The sequence below is a fragment of the Streptomyces sp. NPDC050806 genome, from assembly GCF_055586425.1.
Window position 1 is genome coordinate 1 of record NZ_JBVJIF010000006.1, and the last position, 18,336, is coordinate 18,336.

15 protein-coding genes and 1 pseudogene are annotated in these 18,336 nt (G+C 72.7%); 6 read left to right on the plus strand and 10 right to left on the minus strand.

Going from position 1 to position 18,336, the window contains the following annotated elements:
* Both ACZ6WH_RS19270 and trpS read left to right on the plus strand, forming a co-directional pair.
* On the plus strand, nucleotides 1–400 hold a 400-nt coding region (locus ACZ6WH_RS19270; protein ID WP_469729647.1), incomplete at its 5' end, for a hypothetical protein.
* A gap of 394 nt (nucleotides 401–794) precedes the next feature.
* Nucleotides 795–1,787, plus strand: a complete 993-nt coding sequence (trpS, locus tag ACZ6WH_RS19275; RefSeq protein ID WP_469729648.1) for a tryptophan--tRNA ligase — start codon at nucleotides 795–797, stop codon at nucleotides 1,785–1,787.
* A gap of 50 nt (nucleotides 1,788–1,837) precedes the next feature.
* Here trpS and proC read toward each other — a convergent pair whose 3' ends face one another.
* The 3 genes and pseudogenes from proC to ACZ6WH_RS19290 form a co-directional block, all read right to left on the minus strand.
* On the minus strand, nucleotides 1,838–2,647 hold the full coding sequence (proC, locus tag ACZ6WH_RS19280; protein WP_469729649.1) for a pyrroline-5-carboxylate reductase: 810 nt from the start codon (nucleotides 2,645–2,647) through the stop codon (nucleotides 1,838–1,840).
* A 205-nt stretch (nucleotides 2,648–2,852) separates the two neighbouring features.
* Nucleotides 2,853–3,578, minus strand: coding sequence for an ABC transporter permease (locus tag ACZ6WH_RS19285; protein WP_469730004.1), 726 nt, complete (start codon nucleotides 3,576–3,578; stop codon nucleotides 2,853–2,855).
* 390 nt (nucleotides 3,579–3,968) lie between these two features.
* Nucleotides 3,969–4,631 (minus strand): annotated as a pseudogene (locus ACZ6WH_RS19290) (ABC transporter ATP-binding protein); the annotation flags it as partial.
* A gap of 317 nt (nucleotides 4,632–4,948) precedes the next feature.
* On the opposite strand from ACZ6WH_RS19290, the gene ACZ6WH_RS19295 reads away from it, so the two are divergent.
* The 3 genes from ACZ6WH_RS19295 (at nucleotide 4,949) to ACZ6WH_RS19305 (ending at nucleotide 8,878) form a co-directional block, all read left to right on the plus strand.
* Complete coding sequence (locus tag ACZ6WH_RS19295; RefSeq protein ID WP_432857590.1) at nucleotides 4,949–5,356, plus strand: hypothetical protein; 408 nt, start codon at nucleotides 4,949–4,951, stop codon at nucleotides 5,354–5,356.
* Nucleotides 5,357–5,624: 268 nt separating this feature from the next.
* Nucleotides 5,625–7,310, plus strand: a complete 1,686-nt coding sequence (locus ACZ6WH_RS19300; RefSeq protein WP_469729650.1) for a SulP family inorganic anion transporter — start codon at nucleotides 5,625–5,627, stop codon at nucleotides 7,308–7,310.
* Between the two features lie 146 nt (nucleotides 7,311–7,456).
* On the plus strand, nucleotides 7,457–8,878 hold the full coding sequence (locus tag ACZ6WH_RS19305; RefSeq protein ID WP_469729651.1) for a M1 family metallopeptidase: 1,422 nt from the start codon (nucleotides 7,457–7,459) through the stop codon (nucleotides 8,876–8,878).
* A gap of 18 nt (nucleotides 8,879–8,896) precedes the next feature.
* Here ACZ6WH_RS19305 and ACZ6WH_RS19310 read toward each other — a convergent pair whose 3' ends face one another.
* The 4 genes from ACZ6WH_RS19310 to ACZ6WH_RS19325 all read right to left on the minus strand — a co-directional run bounded on the left by ACZ6WH_RS19310 (nucleotide 8,897) and on the right by ACZ6WH_RS19325 (nucleotide 12,008).
* A complete protein-coding gene (locus tag ACZ6WH_RS19310) occupies nucleotides 8,897–9,994 on the minus strand; it encodes an NAD(P)/FAD-dependent oxidoreductase (RefSeq protein ID WP_469729652.1) in 1,098 nt (365 codons plus the stop codon).
* Between the two features lie 91 nt (nucleotides 9,995–10,085).
* Complete coding sequence (gene sigJ / locus ACZ6WH_RS19315; protein WP_432857582.1) at nucleotides 10,086–10,985, minus strand: RNA polymerase sigma factor SigJ; 900 nt, start codon at nucleotides 10,983–10,985, stop codon at nucleotides 10,086–10,088.
* Between the two features lie 89 nt (nucleotides 10,986–11,074).
* Complete coding sequence (locus ACZ6WH_RS19320; RefSeq protein ID WP_469729653.1) at nucleotides 11,075–11,635, minus strand: hypothetical protein; 561 nt, start codon at nucleotides 11,633–11,635, stop codon at nucleotides 11,075–11,077.
* 61 nt (nucleotides 11,636–11,696) lie between these two features.
* Nucleotides 11,697–12,008 (minus strand): SH3 domain-containing protein, encoded by a 312-nt coding sequence (locus ACZ6WH_RS19325; RefSeq protein WP_361552471.1) that lies wholly within the window; start codon nucleotides 12,006–12,008, stop codon nucleotides 11,697–11,699.
* Between the two features lie 199 nt (nucleotides 12,009–12,207).
* Here ACZ6WH_RS19325 and ACZ6WH_RS19330 point away from each other — a divergent pair, with 199 nt between their 5' ends.
* A complete protein-coding gene (locus tag ACZ6WH_RS19330; RefSeq protein WP_469729654.1) occupies nucleotides 12,208–14,613 on the plus strand; it encodes a protein kinase domain-containing protein in 2,406 nt (801 codons plus the stop codon).
* Between the two features lie 65 nt (nucleotides 14,614–14,678).
* Here ACZ6WH_RS19330 and ilvD read toward each other — a convergent pair whose 3' ends face one another.
* The 3 genes from ilvD to ACZ6WH_RS19345 form a co-directional block, all read right to left on the minus strand.
* Nucleotides 14,679–16,532: a dihydroxy-acid dehydratase gene (gene ilvD, locus ACZ6WH_RS19335; RefSeq protein WP_432857574.1), complete on the minus strand. Its 1,854-nt coding sequence runs from the start codon at nucleotides 16,530–16,532 to the stop codon at nucleotides 14,679–14,681.
* A 234-nt stretch (nucleotides 16,533–16,766) separates the two neighbouring features.
* A complete protein-coding gene (locus ACZ6WH_RS19340; protein ID WP_469729655.1) occupies nucleotides 16,767–17,399 on the minus strand; it encodes a TetR/AcrR family transcriptional regulator in 633 nt (210 codons plus the stop codon).
* Nucleotides 17,396–18,220 carry a sugar phosphate isomerase/epimerase family protein gene (locus ACZ6WH_RS19345; RefSeq protein WP_361552480.1) on the minus strand — a complete coding sequence of 275 codons (825 nt, stop codon included), beginning with the start codon at nucleotides 18,218–18,220 and terminating at the stop codon, nucleotides 17,396–17,398. Before ACZ6WH_RS19345 ends, ACZ6WH_RS19340 begins: the two co-directional genes overlap by 4 nt.
* Between the last annotated feature and the right edge of the window lie 116 nt (nucleotides 18,221–18,336).

Sequence of the window (18,336 nt, forward strand, 5' to 3'; positions counted from 1 at the left end):
GGCGTTGACTTTTGGCACGCTGTTGAGTTCTCAAGGAACGGACGCTTCCTTTGTACTCACCCTCTCGGGCTTTCCTCCGGGCGCTTCCCTTCGGTCTTGCGTTTCCGACTCTATCAGATCCTTGCGGTTCCGATTTTCGCCGGTGCGTTTCGGCCTTTCGGCTTCTTCGCGGTTCCGATCTTACCAGATCCTTTTCGGTGATCCGGCCCCTGTCGGAGCGGGGTTGCTTTCCGGTGCGGCCCTTGCGGGCTTTCCCTTTCGGCGTTTCCGACTCTATCAGATCCTTTTTCGTTTCCCGCTTCGTGAAGCGTTCTTCGAATTTGGTTCCGATCCCCGTCGGCGGGGTTTTGCGCCTTCCGGCGTGGTCACTACTTTAGCGGTTTTCCCTGCCGGTTCATAATCGAGCCGGCCGGTTCGAATTTCGGCATGCCGAAATTGTTCCCGAGGGGAGGTCGTGCAGTAGTGGATTGCCGCCGGTGCGGCGTGAGTGGCTGCCGGGAGTCGATGACTCCGTGGCAACTCGGAGGACACTACACGACGCCCCGGGTTCGTTCAAACCCGCGCATCGGGGCCCTCCCCGGCGTACCTTGGGGCCATGCATACGCGTGCGCTCGTACAGCAGTGGTGGCCCGCCTGACGGCGGCCGACCACAGCGCATGCATGATCACGGCCGCCGCCTCCGGCGGCCGTTCGCGTATCTCCCCCCTGTGACCGGCCGGTCGGCTCGGTGCGGCGGTCTCCACGTAATCGATCGCTCCACGCAATGGAGCGACTGAGCAGGCAAGGGGACCGGAATGACGCGGATCTTCAGCGGTGTGCAGCCGACGGGGCACCTGACGCTGGGCAATTACCTCGGCGCGATGCGGCGGTGGGCCACGGAGGACCAGTACCGGGCGGACGCGCTGTTCTGCGTGGTCGACCTGCACGCGCTGACCGTCGACCACGATCCGGCGCGGGTGCGGCGGCTCAGCCGGCAGGCGGCGACGCTGCTGCTGGCCTGTGGGCTGGATCCGGAGCGGTGCACGCTGTTCGTGCAGAGCCGGGTCGATGAGCACACGCGGCTCTCCTATTTGATGGAGTGCACGGCCACGGACGGCGAGATGCGGCGCATGATCCAGTACAAGGAGAAGGCGGCGCGGGAACGCGAGCGGGGCGGGAGCGTCCGGCTGTCCTTGCTCACCTATCCGGCGCTGATGGCGGCCGATGTTCTGGCGTACGGGACGGATGAGGTGCCTGTGGGTGAGGACCAGGCGCAGCACGTGGAGCTGGCGCGGGACCTGGCGGTCCGTTTCAACCAGCGGTACGGGCAGACGTTCGTGGTGCCGAGGACGACGCTGCCGGCGGTGGGCGCGCGGGTGATGGATCTGCAGGAGCCCACACGGAAGATGGGGAAGTCGCACGTCCGTACGGCGGGGATCGTCTATCTGCTGGACGAGCCCGACGTGGTGCGGAAGAAGGTCATGCGTGCGGTGACGGACGCGGGCAGCGATGTGGTCCACGACCGGGCGGAGCGGCCCGGGGTCACGAACCTGCTCGATGTGCTGGCGGCGTGTACGGGCGAGGATCCGCGGGCGCTGGCCGACGGTTACGACTCCTACGGTGCCTTGAAGAAGGACACGGCGGAGGCCGTGGTGGGGACGTTGCGGCCGGTGCGCGAGCGCCATGCGGAGCTGGCCGCGGATCCGGCGTACGTCGACGAGGTGCTGGGCGCGGGGGCCGAGCGGGCCCGGCGGATGGCCCGGCCGCGGGTGGACGCGGCCTACCGGGCGCTGGGGCTGCTGGCTTGAGAGCCCTGCTCGGCTCGGCGGCTGCCTGGAAGGGCAGCCGCCGGGCGGGCTCAGCCGTTGCCGGAGGCCAGGGCGCGGCTGCGGTCCCGCGCTGCTTCTAGGGCGGCGATGAGGGCGGCCCGTACGCCGTGGTTCTCCAGCTCGCGGATGGCGTTGATGGTGGTGCCGGCCGGCGAGGTGACGTTCTCGCGCAGCTTGACCGGGTGCTCGCCGCTGTCGCGGAGCATCACGGCGGCGCCGATGGCGGCCTGGACGATCAGGTCGTGCGCCTTGTCGCGGGGCAGGCCGAGCAGGATGCCGGCGTCGGTCATGGCCTCGACGAGGAAGTAGAAGTAGGCCGGGCCGGAGCCGGAGAGGGCGGTGGCCGCGTCCTGCTGGTTCTCGGGGACGCGGAGCGTCTTGCCGACGCCGCCGAAGATCTCCTCGGCGTGCGCGAGGTGCGCGTCGGTGGCGTGGGTGCCGGCGGAGATGACGGACATCGCCTCGTCGACGAGGGCGGGGGTGTTCGTCATGACCCGTACGACCGGGGTCTCCGGGGCCAGCCGCTCCTCGAAGAAGGAGGTGGGGATGCCGGCGGCGCCGCTGATGACGAGCCGGTCGGCGGGGACGTGCGGAGCGAGCTCTTCGAGGAGCGCGCCCATGTCCTGCGGCTTGACGGTGAGGATGAGCGTGTCGGCGGCTTTGGCGGCGTCGGCGTTGCTGACGGCCTCGACGCCGTAGCGCTCGCGGAGCTGCGCTGCGCGCTCGGGACGGCGGGCGGTGACCAGCAGGTCGGACGGGGACCAGCCGCCGCGGATCATGCCGCTGAGCAGGGCCTCGCCGATCTTTCCTGTGCCTAGGACGGCGACCTTGTGGGACATGCGGTTCACCTCGCCGGTGGGACTTCGTGGTGCGCGCCGGGCGCGCGGTACCGCGTCATCCTCGCATTCGGTGGTGCCCGGTCGCCGGGGCGTTTCACGTTGTGAACCGGGGTGAGGGCGGCCTCCGCGCCCCATCTCGACGACGGCGGGGCCACGACGCGCCCCTGAAGGGGATCCGCCCCGGTTCGCCGTTCGGTGGCCGGGGCTAGTGCGTGCGGCGGCGGAGGGTGGCGGCGCCGAGGGAGAGGACGAGCAGGGCGCAGCCGGCGACGACAGCGATGTCGCGGAGGAAGCCGGTGGTGACGTCGGAGTGGCGGAGCACTTCGTTCATGGCGTCGACCGCGTAGGACATCGGGAGGACGTCGGAGAGGGCGGAGAGCACCGGCTGCATGGCGTCGCGCGGGGCGAAGAGGCCGCAGAGCAGGAGCTGCGGCATGAGGACCGCCGGCATGAACTGGACGGCCTGGAATTCGGATGCCGCGAAGGCCGAAACGAAGAGGCCGAGGGCCGTACCGAGGAGGGCGTCCAGGACGGCCACCAGGAGGAGCAGCCAGGGGGAGCCGGCGACGTCCAGGTCCAGCACCCACAGGGCAAGGCCGGTGGCGACGGCCGACTGGACGACGGCGAGCGCGCCGAAGGCGAGGGCGTAGCCCGAGATCAGGTCGGCCTTGCCGAGCGGCATGGCGAGGAGGCGTTCGAGCGTGCCTGAGGTGCGTTCGCGGAGGGTGGCGATGGAGGTCACCAGGAACATGGTGATCATCGGGAAGATGCCGAGGAGGGAGGCGCCGATGGGGTCGAAGGTGCCGGTCCCGGTGGCGCTGTCGAAGACGTAGCGGAGCAGGGTGATCATCACGCTCGGTACGACGAGGAGGAGCGCGATGGTGCGGGGGTCGTGGCGGAGCTGGCGGAGGACGCGGGTGGTGGTGGCCAGGGTGCGGGCCGCGGAGGCCCGGGGTGCGGGGCGCGGCTCGCTGTCGGGGTGCGGGTGGGGCCGGCCGGCTGCCCGCTGATGAGGCGCCGCTGTGCCCGCTCTCCCCCGCGCTCCTGCGGAGCGGGGAGGGGCTCCCTCGCTCCCGGCGGCAGTGCTGCCCGCGACGGTGGTGGCTGTGGTGGCTTCGGGTTCTTCGACCAGCGCGAGGAACGCCGCTTCCACTGTCGGGGTCGTGGGGTCCGTGGTGAGGGCGGCCGGGGTGGCGTCGGCGAGGACGTGGCCCTCGCGCATCAGGAGGAGGCGGTCGCAGCGTTCGGCCTCGTCCATGACGTGGGACGAGACGAGCAGCGTCACGCCGCGGCCGGCGGCGAGGGTGTGGAAGAGGTGCCACAGGTCGCGGCGGAGCACGGGGTCGAGGCCGACGGTCGGCTCGTCCAGGACCAGGAGTTCGGGGTCGCCGAGCAGGGCGACCGCGAGGGAGACGCGGCTGCGCTGGCCGCCGGAGAGGTTTCCGGCGAGGACGTCGGCGTGCGAGGTCAGGGCGACGTCGGCGAGGACCCGGTCGACGGCCTCCCGGCGGGCGGCGTGGGCGGCCCGGCCCGGGAGCAGGACCTCGGCGAAGTACGCGAGGTTCTGGCGGACGGTGAGGTCGTCGTACACGGACGGCGCCTGGGTGACGTAGCCGATCCGGGGGCGGAGGGACGCGTCCCCCGCGGGCCGGCCGAGGACGTCGAGCGCGCCGTCGACGTGGGCCTGGGTGCCGGCGATGGCGCGCATGAGCGTGGTCTTGCCGCAGCCGGAGGGGCCGAGCAGGCCGGTGACGCGGCCGCGCTCGACGTCGAAGTCGAGGGCGTCCAGGACGGTGCGGCCGCCGCGTACCACGGAGAGGCCGCGGGCCCGTACGGCAGGAGCGGGGTCGTTGCCGGGTACATCGGACGCATCCGGTCCGCCCGGAGCGCTCGCCGCACGTAGTGCGCTCCGCGCCGCCCGGCCATCCTCGGACCCGCTCGCCGCGTCCGGCCCGTGCGTGCCGCCCGGCTCATAATTCATCATATGTTGAATAATGCGCCGGACGGAATCAAGGCGTCAAGGATCGAGGGCGAGGGAACCTGCCGGGGGAGGACAACCGTTCAACGAAGGCACACGTGCGTGCACGTGCGTCGTGTCACGACCCCTGAGAATCGGACGTTCGGATCGCCCGGCGTGTGGCGGTTCGGCATGCACTCCCGGCGACCGCCGGAGTGATCGGAGGAGATCGTTCCTCTCCGATAACTCCGCGTTAACTTGACGGTTACACACGGACTTGCCGTACAGGGGTTGCCTTTGGACACAATGGAAGTGACTGTCCACGGACGCCGGAGGAGGCGACGATGGGGAAGCCGGGTACCGCGATACGCCCTGCCCTGGTCATCTTCATTGCCGCACTGCTGGCTCTGTTGTCCACGGCCGGTTTTGCCTTTGCCGAGCCCGCCGAGGGCGTCGGCACCCACGCCGCCGCACCCAAGAACAGCGGCTCCGCGCCGGCCGCCGAGACCGTCAAGGCCGCTGTCGAAGGCAGCGGCAAGGGCGAGATCGGGCCCGAGACCTGCCATCTGCGACGGGCCGTCCGCACTTCTGCCGGGCCGCCCACGCCGCCCGATCCGCGTGCCTACTGCGTGTGCTGCCGCACCGCGCCGGTCGACGATCACGAACCGACCGTCCCGTTGACGCGTTCGCACGCCAAATCACTGCAGAGAATCGGTCAAATTCCCCTCACTCTCTGTGTCTTTCGCTGCTGAGGGATGTCAACACGGGCTTCCCCCTTGCCCGCGCACCGCACAACACGGGCGTAAGCACGCCAATCACATCTGACCGGAAGCGACCGCTGACCGGAACCGACCGCCAGAAACACCGCCCTACAGACGACTGACGGCGACCGGCCGCGCGGCCCGGCTCTTCCGGCCGGCCCGGCGTGCCCACGTCCGCTCCGTACGGATCCAGCAATCCATCCGCAACAGCTCCTGCCGCAGCACGCACTGCCGGCGGGTCCCAGCTGGAGGCATCCTCATGCGCAATTTCGTCGAACGGATCTTCAACTCCCGTCTCGGCCCCCCGGGCACCGACGCACCGCCGGGCGCCGCCACCCCCCGACGCGGCACCCTCCGCGCCGACTTCACCGCCTCGCTGGTGGTCTTCCTCGTCGCCGTGCCGCTCTGCGTCGGCGTCGCCGTGGCCTCCGGCGTACCCGCCGAACTCGGCCTGGTCACCGGCATCGTGGGCGGTCTGCTCACCGGCCTGCTGCCCGGCTCCAGCCTCCAGGTCAGCGGCCCGGCCGCCGGCCTGACCGTGCTGGTCTTCGAAGCGGTGAAGCAGTACGGCGTCGGCGCACTCGGCATCCTCGTCCTCGTCGCCGGCCTGCTCCAGCTGCTGATGGGCGCGCTGAAGCTCGGCCGGTGGTTCCGCGCCATCTCGGTCGCGGTCGTGCAGGGCATGCTGGCCGGCATCGGCCTCGTGCTGATCGCGGGCCAGCTGTACGCCCTCGCCGACGCGAAGGCACCCGGCAGCGGCCTCGCCAACCTGGGCGGACTGCCCGACCTGTTCATCGACACCGTGGGCTCGAACTCCGCGCTCGCCGCGGTGGCGGTCGGCGCCGGCACCATAGCCGTGCTCTTCCTGTGGCCGCGTTTCAAGAAGGGCGCGAAGGTGCTGCCCGCGCCGCTGGCCGCGGTGGCCCTCGCCACGATCACCGTCTTCGTCTTCGACCTGCCGATCGCCCGCGTCGAGGTACAGGGCCTGCTGGGCGCCATCCAGCCGCCGGGCGCCGACGACTTCTCGCGCGTCGCGGAGTTCGGCGTCATCGGCACGATCCTCGCCTTCACCCTCATCGCGTCCGCCGAGTCGCTGTTCAGCGCGGCGGCCGTGGACCGGCTGCACGACGGGCCGAAGACGGACTACGACAAGGAGCTGATGGCCCAGGGCGCGGGCAACACCGTGTGCGGTGTGCTCGGTGCGCTCCCGATGACCGCGGTGATCGTGCGCAGCTCCGCCAACGTGTCGGCCGGCGCGAAGACCAAGGCCTCGCGCGTGCTGCACGGTGTGTGGCTGCTGGTGTTCGCCGCCGCCTTCCCGGCCGCGCTGGGCGTCATCCCGGTGGCCGCGCTGGCCGGTGTCCTGGTGCACGCGGGCTGGAAGCTGATGCCGCTGAAGGAGATCGTTCCGCTGTGGCGGGAGCACCGCGGCGAGGCCATCGTGCTCGCGTCGACCGCGATCGCCATCGTGGTCACCAACATGTTCGAAGGCGTGCTGATCGGTCTGCTCATGGCGGTCGCGAAGACGGCCTGGGAGACCTCGCACGTGCACCTGGAGGTGTCCGGCGACGGCATCGACGGTGGCGCCCGCGAGCAGCAGAGCCTAGTGGTGGCCAAGTCGGTGCCCGGCGGCGGTTCCGTGGCGACCGGTGCCGCGGCGACCTCCACGATCGAGGACGCCGAGCCCACCACCGCCACGGCCGCGGGGCCGGTCCGGGTACGCGCCGTCGGCAACGCCACCTTCCTGCGGCTGCCGCGCCTCCTCGACCAGTTGGAGGAGCTGCCCGCCGACCGGGAGATCCAGCTGGACCTCTCGGGCCTGCGCCACCTCGACCACGCCTGCGAGGCGGCCCTCCTCTCGTGGGCCGAACAGCGCCGCCGCCAGCTCGCCGAGCCGGCCGGTGTGAGCATCGATCACATGCCGGTGCGCGGCGCGGTCTCCTGACCCGCCACCCCTGAAGCAGGGCGCTCGTCCTGGGAGATCCCCCTGGTGGCGGAACAGGTTCCCGTCATCGGGGGGATACAGGAATCCGTACGACCCCATAAGGTCAGCGCGATCTCTCCCGTCCCCCCACACCCCAGGACTCTCCCGTGAAACGCCGGCCCCTGCGCGCCTGCGGCGCGACCGCCGCCCTGTCCGTGGCACTCCTGCTGTCCTCCTGCACCTCCGAGGTCACGGCCGGCACCGCCGGTACCGCGGCCGTGGACGGCCGGGACACCCTCGACGATCCGCTCTTCCCCGCCCTCGGCAACGGCGGCTACGACGTACGCCACTACGCCCTGGGCCTGGACTACGACGTGCGGCACGGCACGCTCGACGCCACCGCCCGCCTCACCTCCCGGGCCCGGCAGCGCCTGGCGTCCTTCTCCCTCGACCTGCACGGCCTGAAGGTGACGCGCGTTCAGGTCGACGGTGCGCGCGCCGACTTCTCCCGGCGAGGCAACAAGCTGCGGGTACGCCCCTCCGAGCCGCTCGCGAAGGGGCACGCCTTCCGCACCACCATCGCCTACGAGGGCCGTCCCTCGGACTTCGCCGATCCCGACGGGTCGACGGAGGGGTGGGTGCGCACGACGGACGGCGCGTTCGTCGTCGGCGAGCCGGCCGGGTCGCAGACCTGGTTCCCCGGCAACCACCACCCGAGCGACAAGGCGTCGTACGACATCACCGTCACCGTTCCCGAGGGGTACACCGCCGTCGCCAACGGCGAGCTGCGGAGCCGGAAGCGGACGTCGGGCGGGCGGACGACGTTCCGCTGGCACAGCGCGGAGCCGATGGCCTCCTACCTCGCCACCGCCACCGTGGGGAAGTTCCGGGTACGGACCGGCCGGACGGAGCAGGGCCTGCCGCTGTACGTGGCCGTCGACCCCAGGGAGGCGCGGAAGAGCGCCGTGCCGCTGAGCCGCCTGGCGGAGATCGTGTCCTGGGAGTCGAAGGTCTTCGGCCGCTATCCCTTCTCCTCCGCCGGGGCCATCGTCGACCACCCGCCCAAGAGCGTGGACTACGCCCTGGAGACGCAGACCAAGCCGATCTACTCCGGTGCTCCCGACGAGGTGACCGTGGTGCACGAGATGGCGCACCAGTGGTTCGGCGACTCGGTGACGCCGGAGACCTGGCAGGACATCTGGCTCAACGAGGGCTTCGCGACGTACGCGGAATGGCTCTGGGCGGAGCGGCACGGCGGCCGGTCGCCGCAGCAGCAGTTCGACACGCATTACCGGCAGCCGGGCGACTCCCCGCTGTGGGAGTTCCCGCCCGGCCGCCCGGGCAAGGCGGAGAACGTGATGGAGACGCCGGTGTACGAGCGCGGCGCGATGGTCCTCCAGCAGCTGCGGAACGCGGTGGGCGACCGGACGTTCTTCCGCGTCCTGAAGGAGTGGCCCGCCGAGTACCGGCACCGCACGGCCGGTACGAAGGACTTCATCGCGTTCTGCGAGAAGCGCGCGCACAAGGACCTGTCGGGCCTGTTCGACACCTGGCTGTACGGGTCGGGGAAGCCGGACCGGACGTACTGAGCCCGGCCACGCGCGCGCTCAGCCGACCCAGGGCAGCAGCCGCGCCGCGCCCGGCCGGCGGCGGGCCAGCCGGAGGACGCCGAACGCGCTGCGCACGACGGTCTCCTTGGTGCGGGCAGCGGCGCGCCCGGTGAGGATCCGCTCGTACGGGGTGTCGTCGGCGCGTACCGCCTGGATCAGCCCGTCGCGCCGGCCGAGGCTGACGCACTGGACGAAGAACCGGTAGCCGAACGGCGGCGGTTCGGTGCCGCGGGCCTCGGCGAGGAGGGCGGTGGCCGCGTGCGAGCCGGTCGGCAGGGCGGTGGCGCAGGCCATCCGGAGCGCGCCGGCGGCCGGGGCGTGGGCGGCTGCCGCGTCGCCCGCGACGTAGATGTCCGGGTGGCTGCGGGAGCGCAGCGCAGCGTCCACGGCGATCCGGCCCGACTCCTCGACCGCGAGCCCCGCCGCGCGCGCGAGCCCGGTGGCGGGCACCATCGCGCCGGCCCACACCAGCACGTCGGCGTCGGTGGCGCCGGTCACCCGGTGGCCCTCCTCGGTCCGTACGCCGAGCCGGCCGAGCACCGTCCGTACGTGGTCCCGGCCGCGCGCGGACAGGCCGGCGCCGAGCACGCCGGCGGTCAGCAGCCGGACCCGCCAGTCGGGACGGGCCTCGGCCAGCTCGGCGGCCAGCTCGATGCCGGTGAGGCCGCCGCCGGCGACGGCCAGCGTGCCGGGCCCGTCCTGGAGCCGTTTGTGCAGCTCGGCGGCGGTCTCCGGGGTGAAGGCCCGGGGGTCGGGCGCGGGGCCCGTACCGCTGCCGAGGGCGTACACCAGGCGGTCGTAGCCGAGAGTGCGGCCGTCGTCCGTGGCGACCGTACGGGCCTCGGGGTCGAGTGCGGTGGCGCGGGCGGTGACCGCGTGGACGCCGGTGCCGCGCAGCAGGGCGGTACGGGAGTGGGTGATGTCGGCGCGGCCGGCGGCGAGCTCGTGCTGACGGACGCGTTCGGTGAAGCGGTCGGCCGGGTCGACGAGGGTGACCCGGGCATGCGGGGCGAGGCGGAGCGCGGCGAGGGTGCCGGCGTATCCCCCGCCGAGCACCACGACCCGCGGCGCGGTCAGCTGTCGCTGCTTCTGCATGGTGTCCTCCTGGTGTTCCGGCCGGTGTTCCGGTGTCACAAGGGGGACGGGACGGGCGGGCGAAGTGTGACGGGGCCGGGAGGGGCGTGCGTCACAGCGCGTCGAAGTCCAGGTGTGCGAGCTTCTCCGGGTTGACCACGGCGGCCACCTCGGTGATCCGTCCCGCGTGGACGGTGAAGCCGAAGACGGCGGCCCGCCCGTGCGGCGGGTCGACGAAGACCAGGCCGGTGGCGCCGTTGACCTCGCGCAGCGAGACCCGCATGGTCCGCCGGTCGAAGCCGCGGACCAGGCCCTGTGCGAAGCGGGCGACCTTCTCGCGGCCGAGCACCGGCTTGCGGGCCGCGGGCAGCTTGCCGCCGCCGTCCGAGCGCCACACCACCTCGGGGTCCAGCACGGCCAGCAGCGTCTCCAGGCCGCCGCCCATCACGGCGGCGAGGAACGCCTCCACGGTGCGGCGGTGTTCGGCGCGGTCGACGGTGCGGCGCGGCGCTTCGGCCCGTACCCGGCGGCGGGCACGCGCGGCCAGCTGGCGTACGGATTCCGGGGTGCGGCCGACGACCTCGGCGATCTCCGGGAAGGGCACGGCGAAGACGTCGTGCAGGACGAACGCGGTGCGTTCGGCGGGGGTGAGCCGCTCCAGGACGGTGAGCAGGGCGAGGCCCACCGACTCGTCCAGGGTGATCCGGTCCTCGGGCAGCCCCGGCGGCTCCGGTGCCGCGCCGTCGGTGATCACCGGCTCCGGGAGCCAGGGGCCGACGTAGGTCTCACGGCGGGCGCGGGCCGAGCCCAGCTGGTCGTAGCAGATGCGGCTGACGGTCGTGGTCAGGTACGCGCGGGGGTTGGCCACCTCCCCGGCGGGGCGGGCCTGCCAGCGCAGCCAGGCCTCCTGGACCGCGTCGTCGGCATCGCTGACCGTGCCCATGATCCGGTACGCGACGGCCCACAGCCGGGGCCGGTGCGTCTCGAACTCGGCGAGCGGGTCGGTGTCCATCTGCTCCTCCTGGTGCCGGCTCCGTACGGGGCGCGCGGCGGCCCCGTACTGCGGACGAAACGGCGCCGGGAGGTGTGACACCCGGGAGGTCAGCGGCGCTTCTTGCCCTTGCCGCCGGACTTGGCGCCGCTCTTCGCGCCCGCCTTGCGGGCGGCCGGGTTGCCCGTGCGGGCGGTGCGCCGGCGGGCGTGGCGCTCGCGGGCCGCCTCGTACTCCGCGCGGTGCAGCTTCTCGCCGGGCGCCTCGATCAGCGCGCGGCAGAAGTAGGCCAGCAGCGAGCCGATGAAACCGATCATCATCAGGCTCTGCGCGGACTTCTCGGCCTTCTCGGCGGCGCGGTCGGCGGCCGGCTCGCGGTGCCGGACGAACCCCTCCCACGTACGGCGGAAGGCGAGCACGCTGCACACCGCGAAGCAGACCACGATCAGGACGTTCACCAGCGAGCCGACCTCGGCGACCGCCAGGCCCTCGAAGGCGAAGCGCAGTACGAACGCGCCGAGCGCGGCCAGCACGAGCGCGCCGAGGGCCACGCCCGCGCGGCGCAGCGCGTAGCCGCCGTCGTGGTGGACCCAGGTCGTCCCGAAGAACCGGATGGCGACCGGCTCGGGCCCGGCCGGATCGTCGGCCGGGCGCTTGTGCTCCTCGCTCATGCCGTCGATTATCCCCGGCCGTCGCCGCCTCCCCCGGCCGGCCCGGCGCGGCGTCCTCCGGTCAGCTCCCGCAGACCGGGGCGACCAGACCGCTGCTCCCGGTGTACACGTACGCGTCGGAGACGTACTGGCCGCTGCCGATGCAGTCCCAGATGTCGCTGGTGCCGTACGGGCCGATGACCCGCTGGCCGTGGCGCTGGCAGCGGATCGGGACCGAGGAGCCGGCCGGCAGGGTGCGGACGACCGCGGCGCCGGTGCTCGGGCCGCTGCGGACGTTGAGGCGGTAGCCCGGGGCGACCGGGTAACTGCGGTAGGCCGATACGGTGCCGGCCGCTTCGGCCGCGCTGTCGACGGTGTTCTCCTGCGTGCTCATCTCGCACTCCCCCGTGGAATGTCAGGTAAATGTCCGCGCCCGGCGGCGGGGCCGATTTTCGGCCGCCCGCGCCGAACCGCTGGACGGCTCGAACGAGAGCCAGGCTAGCAAGCGGTGTCCGGGCCGCAGCCGTTATCCACTAGGCTCCGAGCGTCGCATCTGCGGCCGTTTGCGCGGCCGAATACACGGGGGTGGGGAGATGCCGCCGCTGCGGAGTTCCGGTGTCGGACCGGAAGCGGAGCATCCGGAATACGCGGGGAACTACCGGCTGGAAAAGCTGCTCGGTTCGGGCGGTATGGGCGTGGTGCACCTGGCGCGTTCGGCGTCCGGACTGCGGCTCGCCGTGAAGGTGGTGCACGGGGAATTCGCGCAGGACCCGGAGTTCCGCGGCCGGTTCCGCCAGGAGGTGGCGGCGGCGCGGCGGGTCAGCGGCGCGTTCACGGCGCCGGTCGTGGACGCCGATCCGGACAGCGAACGCCCGTGGATGGCGACGCTCTACATTCCCGGCCCCACGCTTTCCTCCCATGTGAAGCGGAACGGCCCGCTGGCCCTGGACGAGATACGGAAACTGGGCGCCGGACTGGCGGAGGCGCTCCGCGACATCCACCGTGCGGGCGTGGTGCACCGCGATCTGAAGCCGAGCAATGTCCTGCTGGCGCCGGACGGCCCGAAAGTCATCGATTTCGGCATTTCCCGGCCGTCCGACAGTGAAATGCGGACGGAAACCGGCAAATTGATCGGGACGCCGCCTTTCATGGCGCCCGAACAGTTCCAGCGGCCGCGCGAAGTGGGACCGGCGGCGGATGTGTTCGCGCTGGGTTCGGTACTGGTGCACGCCGCGACCGGGAGCGGCCCGTTCGACTCCGAGAGCCCGTACCTCGTCGCGTACCAGGTGGTCCACGACGAGGCGGACCTCGCGGGCGTGCCGGAGGAGCTGGCGCCGCTGCTGCGCAGCTGTCTGGCGAAGGACCCGGCGGACCGCCCGACGCCGAGCCAGCTGATGGCCCGGCTCCGCGTCGACCTGCCGACGGAGCTGAACCTCGGCCCGCTGCACGAGCCGCCCGCCGCCGCGCTCGCCACCGGCCCCCTCTCCGGCCCGGGCTCCCTCTACGGCCCGGAGTCGCTCCTGGAGCCCGACTCGACCCTCGACGCACCCGAGCCGGTGTCCGCGCCGGCCGGGCCCGATCCGGTGGCCGCCATGGCCGCGCCCGAGGCGGCCGGGCCCGAGCCGGTGGCCGCCGTCCCGGACGGGGCGCTGCGCATACCGGCCCAGCGCGCCCCCTCCGAGGCCGTCCCCACCCACGTGCGGGCCAGGCCACCGGCGACGCCGCCCCCGGCGGACGCCTCCCCGGCCGCCGGCTCCCCCGCGCCGCGCCGGCCGCGCCGCTGGGCGGTCTGGGCGGCGGTCGCCGCCGTGGCCGTCGGCGGGGGCGGCTTCCTCGGCGTACGGGCGCTGCTCCCGGCGGACGCCCCGGAGGTGAAGTCCGGCGCGACGGGCACGGCCGAACCGTTCCACCCGTGGCGCACCGCGCTGCTCGACCGGCCGCCGGGCCACGCCGCCGAGATGCCGTTCTGCTCCTTCACGCCGCGCACCGCGCCCTCCGCAGCGAAGGCCGCACCGGCGCTCTTCTGCGCGCAGCGGGACGTACGGGCCGCGCGCCTGGAGCCGGAGCACGGCGCCGTGACGTGGCGGCTGCCCGCGGGGCCCGCCGCCGACACCGACCTGCCACCGGCCGCTCCGGTGTTCTCCGGCGGGCTGCTGTACGCCCTGTCCGCCGACGGCAAGCGGCTCGACGCCTTCGACCCCTCGGCGGACGGCAAGGGCGCCCGGCGCTGGACCAAGGACGTCTCCGCGTACCACGGGCAGGTCGCCGTCGTGGGCGACGCCGTGCTGCTCACGGCCGCCGACGGCACCGTCACCGCGCTGGACAGCCGGACGCACGAGGAGCGGTGGAGCCGCGCCTTCCCGGGGCACGCACTGCCCCGCTTCCGTACCTACGGGGGCGGGTCCACCGCGTACACGGCCACCGTGCAGGACGGCGGGCGCACCCTCGTCACGGCGATCGGTCTCGCCAAGGGGGCCGTCCGGTGGGAGAAGGCGCTGCCCGGGGCGCTCACCCCGGCAGGGCCGGGCAGCGACGGCGCGCTCTTCCTGACCGCGGCCGCGCCGGACTCCCGTACGGAGGCGGTGGTGCGGTACGACCCGGAGCGCGGCACGGTGCGCCGGTACCGGCTGCAGGCGCCGCTGGACGACGCGCTCACCATGGTGCGCGGCGGGACGGTCTACCTGCTGGCCTACGGCGGCACGCTGCAGGCGGTGGGCGCGCGTACCTGGTCGGTGGAGACCTCCGTCAGCCGCGGTTCGCAGCCGGTGGTGGCCGGTGACCGGCTGTACTTCAGCGCGCCCGACGGGCGGCTGCTGGCGGTGGACACCCGGCGCGGGGCGATGCTCGGGCAGACGAAGCCGCGGATTGCCACGGGGCGCGGCGGCTTCCTGGAGACGGTGCCGTCGCCGGTGCCGGACCCGGCCGGGCGCCGGATCTTCGCCTCGGCACCGGACGGCACGGTCTTCGGCGTGGAAGCGGAGCGTCCCGGCCGCTGGTAGCCGGTACGCGAACGCCCCCGGCGTACGGAGGTCCGTACGCCGGGGGCGTGTGCGGCAGCGTGGGGTCAGCCGAGCTTGCTGACGTCCCGGACCGCGCCGCGGTCGGCGCTGGTGGCCATCGCGGCGTAGGCGCGCAGGGCCTGCGAGACCTTGCGCTCACGGTTCTTCGGCGCGTAGACGCCGCCCAGGGCCTCGCGGCGGGCGGTCAGCGTGGCCTCGTCCACGGCCAGCTCGATCGAGCGCTCCGGGATGTTGATCTTGACCAGGTCGCCGTCCTCGACCAGCGCGATGGTGCCGCCGGCGGCCGCCTCCGGGGAGGCGTGGCCGATGGACAGGCCGGACGTGCCGCCGGAGAAGCGGCCGTCGGTGACCAGCGCGCAGGCCTTGCCCAGGCCGCGGCCCTTGAGGAAGGAGGTCGGGTACAGCATCTCCTGCATGCCCGGGCCGCCCTTGGGGCCCTCGTACCGGATGACGACCACGTCGCCCTCCTTGACCTGCTTGTTCAGGATGCGCTCGACGGCCTCCTCCTGGGACTCGCAGACCACGGCGGGGCCCTCGAAGACCAGGATCGACTCGTCGACGCCGGCGGTCTTCACGACGCAGCCGTCCACGGCGAGGTTGCCGCGCAGCACGGCCAGGCCGCCGTCCTTGGAGTAGGCCTCCGCCACGGAGCGGATGCAGCCGTTCGCCGCGTCGGTGTCGAGCGAGTCCCAGCGCTCGGACTGGGAGAACGCCGTCGCCGAGCGCTTGCAGCCGGGCGCCGCGTGGAACAGCTCGACGGCCTCCGGGGAGGGCGAGCCGCCGCGGATGTCCCACTCCTTGAGCCAGTCGGCCAGCGAGTCGGCGTGCACGGAGGACACGTCCTCGTTCAGCAGCCCGCCGCGGAACAGCTCGCCCAGGATGGCCGGGATGCCGCCCGCGCGGTGCACGTCCTCCATGTAGTACGTGCCCTGCGGCGCGACGTTCGGCGCGACCTTGGAGAGGCAGGGGACGCGGCGGGAGACCTCGTTGATGTCGTCCAGGCCGAAGTCCTGGCCCGCCTCCTGGGCCGCGGCCAGCAGGTGCAGGATCGTGTTGGTGGAGCCGCCCATGGCGATGTCCAGCGCCATGGCGTTCTCGAAGGCGGCGCGGGAGCCGACGTTACGGGGCAGGACAGTCTCGTCGTCCTGCTCGTAGTAGCGCTTGGTGATCTCCACGACGGTCCGGCCCGCACGCTCGTACAGCGCCTTGCGGGCGGTGTGGGTGGCGAGCACGGAGCCGTTGCCCGGCAGGGCCAGGCCCATGGCCTCGGTCAGGCAGTTCATCGAGTTGGCGGTGAACATGCCGGAGCAGGAGCCGCAGGTCGGGCAGGCGTTGTTCTCGATCCGGAGGATGTCCTCGTCGGAGACGTTCTCGTTGACCGCGTCGGAGATCGCGTCGATCAGGTCCAGCTTGCGGACCGTGCCGTTGACCAGCGTGGCCCGGCCGGCCTCCATCGGGCCGCCGGAGACGAAGACCGTCGGGATGTTCAGCCGCATCGCGGCCATCAGCATGCCCGGGGTGATCTTGTCGCAGTTGGAGATGCAGATCAGGGCGTCGGCGCAGTGCGCCTCGACCATGTACTCCACGGAGTCGGCGATCAGGTCGCGGGAGGGCAGCGAGTAGAGCATGCCGCCGTGGCCCATCGCGATGCCGTCGTCCACGGCGATCGTGTTGAACTCCCGGGCGATGCCGCCCGCCTCCTGGATCGCCTCGGAGACGATCCGGCCGATCGGCGCGAGGTGGGTGTGGCCCGGCACGAACTCGGTGAAGCTGTTGGCCACCGCGATGATCGGCTTCCGGCCGATGTCCGCGCCCGCTACGCCCGAGGCCTGCATAAGGGCACGGGCGCCCGCCATGTTGCGGCCGTGGGTAACGGTGCGGGACCTCAGCTCAGGCACGATGGTCACTCCCTTGGGATTCGGTGGACTCGCCGCCACGCAGGCGCCTCGCGGGGCCCTGCGCCGGGCCTCCGGCCTGCGGCGCAGTCACGTCACGGCAGTCACATATCAGCTGATCCGAGACTACGCCTCCGATCCAAGATCTGGACAGTCCCTCCGGAATGTGAGATGCGCGATCGCCATGCGGACGGGACGGAACACATCCCGCCACGACCCGGTGCGCGGAACGGCAGCTCACGCCTCCGTGAGATACCGCTGCAGCGTCGGCGCGACCATCCGCACGATGTCCTCGGGGTCGGCCGAGGCCAGCGGCTCGACCCGGACGACGTACCGCAGCATCGTGATGCCGACCAGCTGCGCTGCGGCCAGCTCGGCACGGAGGCGCGGCTCCGGCACGGCCAGCTCCGCCGCCACCCGCTCCAGCATCCGCCGCAGTACGACGCCGCGCAGCACCTTCGCCGCCGCCTCGTGGGTCACCGCTGACCGGACCACGGCGAGCAGCGGGGCGCGGGTCGCCGGGTTCTCCCAGATGCTCAGGAAGTACCGCGCGAACCGCTCGCCGATGCCGTCGGCGCCCTGCGCCAGCACGTCGGGGAGGTGCAGCGCGGGCTCCATGGTTACCTCGATGGCGGCGCCGAAGACCTGCTCCTTCGTGCCGAAGTAGTGGTGCACCAGCGCCGGGTCCACCTGCGCCGCCTTGGCGATCCCGCGGATGGAGGTCTTGTCGTACCCGCGCTCGGAGAATTCCGTACGGGCAGCGGTGAGGATCCGCTCCCGTGCGCCGGGGCCCGTCGTGCCCTCCGTACGGGAGGGGCGGCCGCGCCGTCTCGGCGCCGCCCCGGAAGCGCCCCCGCGGGGCGCGGTCACGAGCCGTACACCCGGTTCGGCGAGGCCAGGTGGAGCCGGGTGAAGGCGAGGGCCTCGGCGAGGTCGGCCTCGCGTTCGGCGGCGGAGAGCGCGCGGCGGGTGTTGACCTCGATGACGATGTGCCCGTCGTAGCCGGTGGCCGCCAGCCGCTCCAGCAGCTCGGCACAGGGCTGCTTGCCGCGCCCCGGGACCAGGTGCTCGTCCTTGTTGGAGCCGCTGCCGTCGGCGAGGTGGATGTGGGCCAGCCGGTCGCCCATCCGGTCCACCATGTGCAGCGCGTCGCTCCGGGCGGTCGAGGTGTGCGACAGGTCGACGGTGAAGTGCCGGTAGTCGTCCTTGGTGGGGTCCCAGTCCGGCGCGTACGCCAGCATCTCGCGGTCGCGGTAGCGCCAGGGGTACATGTTCTCGACGGCGAACTTCACGTCCGTCTCGTTCTCCATGCGCCACACTCCGCGCACGAAGTCCCGGGCGTAGTTGCGCTGCCACCGGAAGGGCGGGTGCACGACGACCGTGGAGGCGCCCAGCTTCTCCGCCGCGTTCCGGGCCCGCTGAAGCTTGGTCCACGGGTCGGTGGACCACACGCGCTGAGTGATCAGCAGGCACGGCGCGTGGACGGCCAGCACCGGCACGCCGTGGTAGTCGGACAGCCGGCGCAGCGCCTCGATGTCCTGACTGACCGGATCGGTCCAGACCATGACCTCGATGCCGTCGTACCCCAGGCGTGCGGCGATCTCGAAGGCCGTCGCGGTCGACTCCGGATACACCGACGCCGTGGACAGGGCGACCTTCGCATCCGGGATGCGCACCACTGGCTCCGTCACGAGGGACAGGGTACGGGGCCGCGCTTTGCGCGGGGGAGCGGGTCGCCATTCGGGGGTGCCCCTGGGGCGCCGTGGGCGGGCGCGCCGCCGCGGTGACCGGTCGCGCGGTTCCCCGC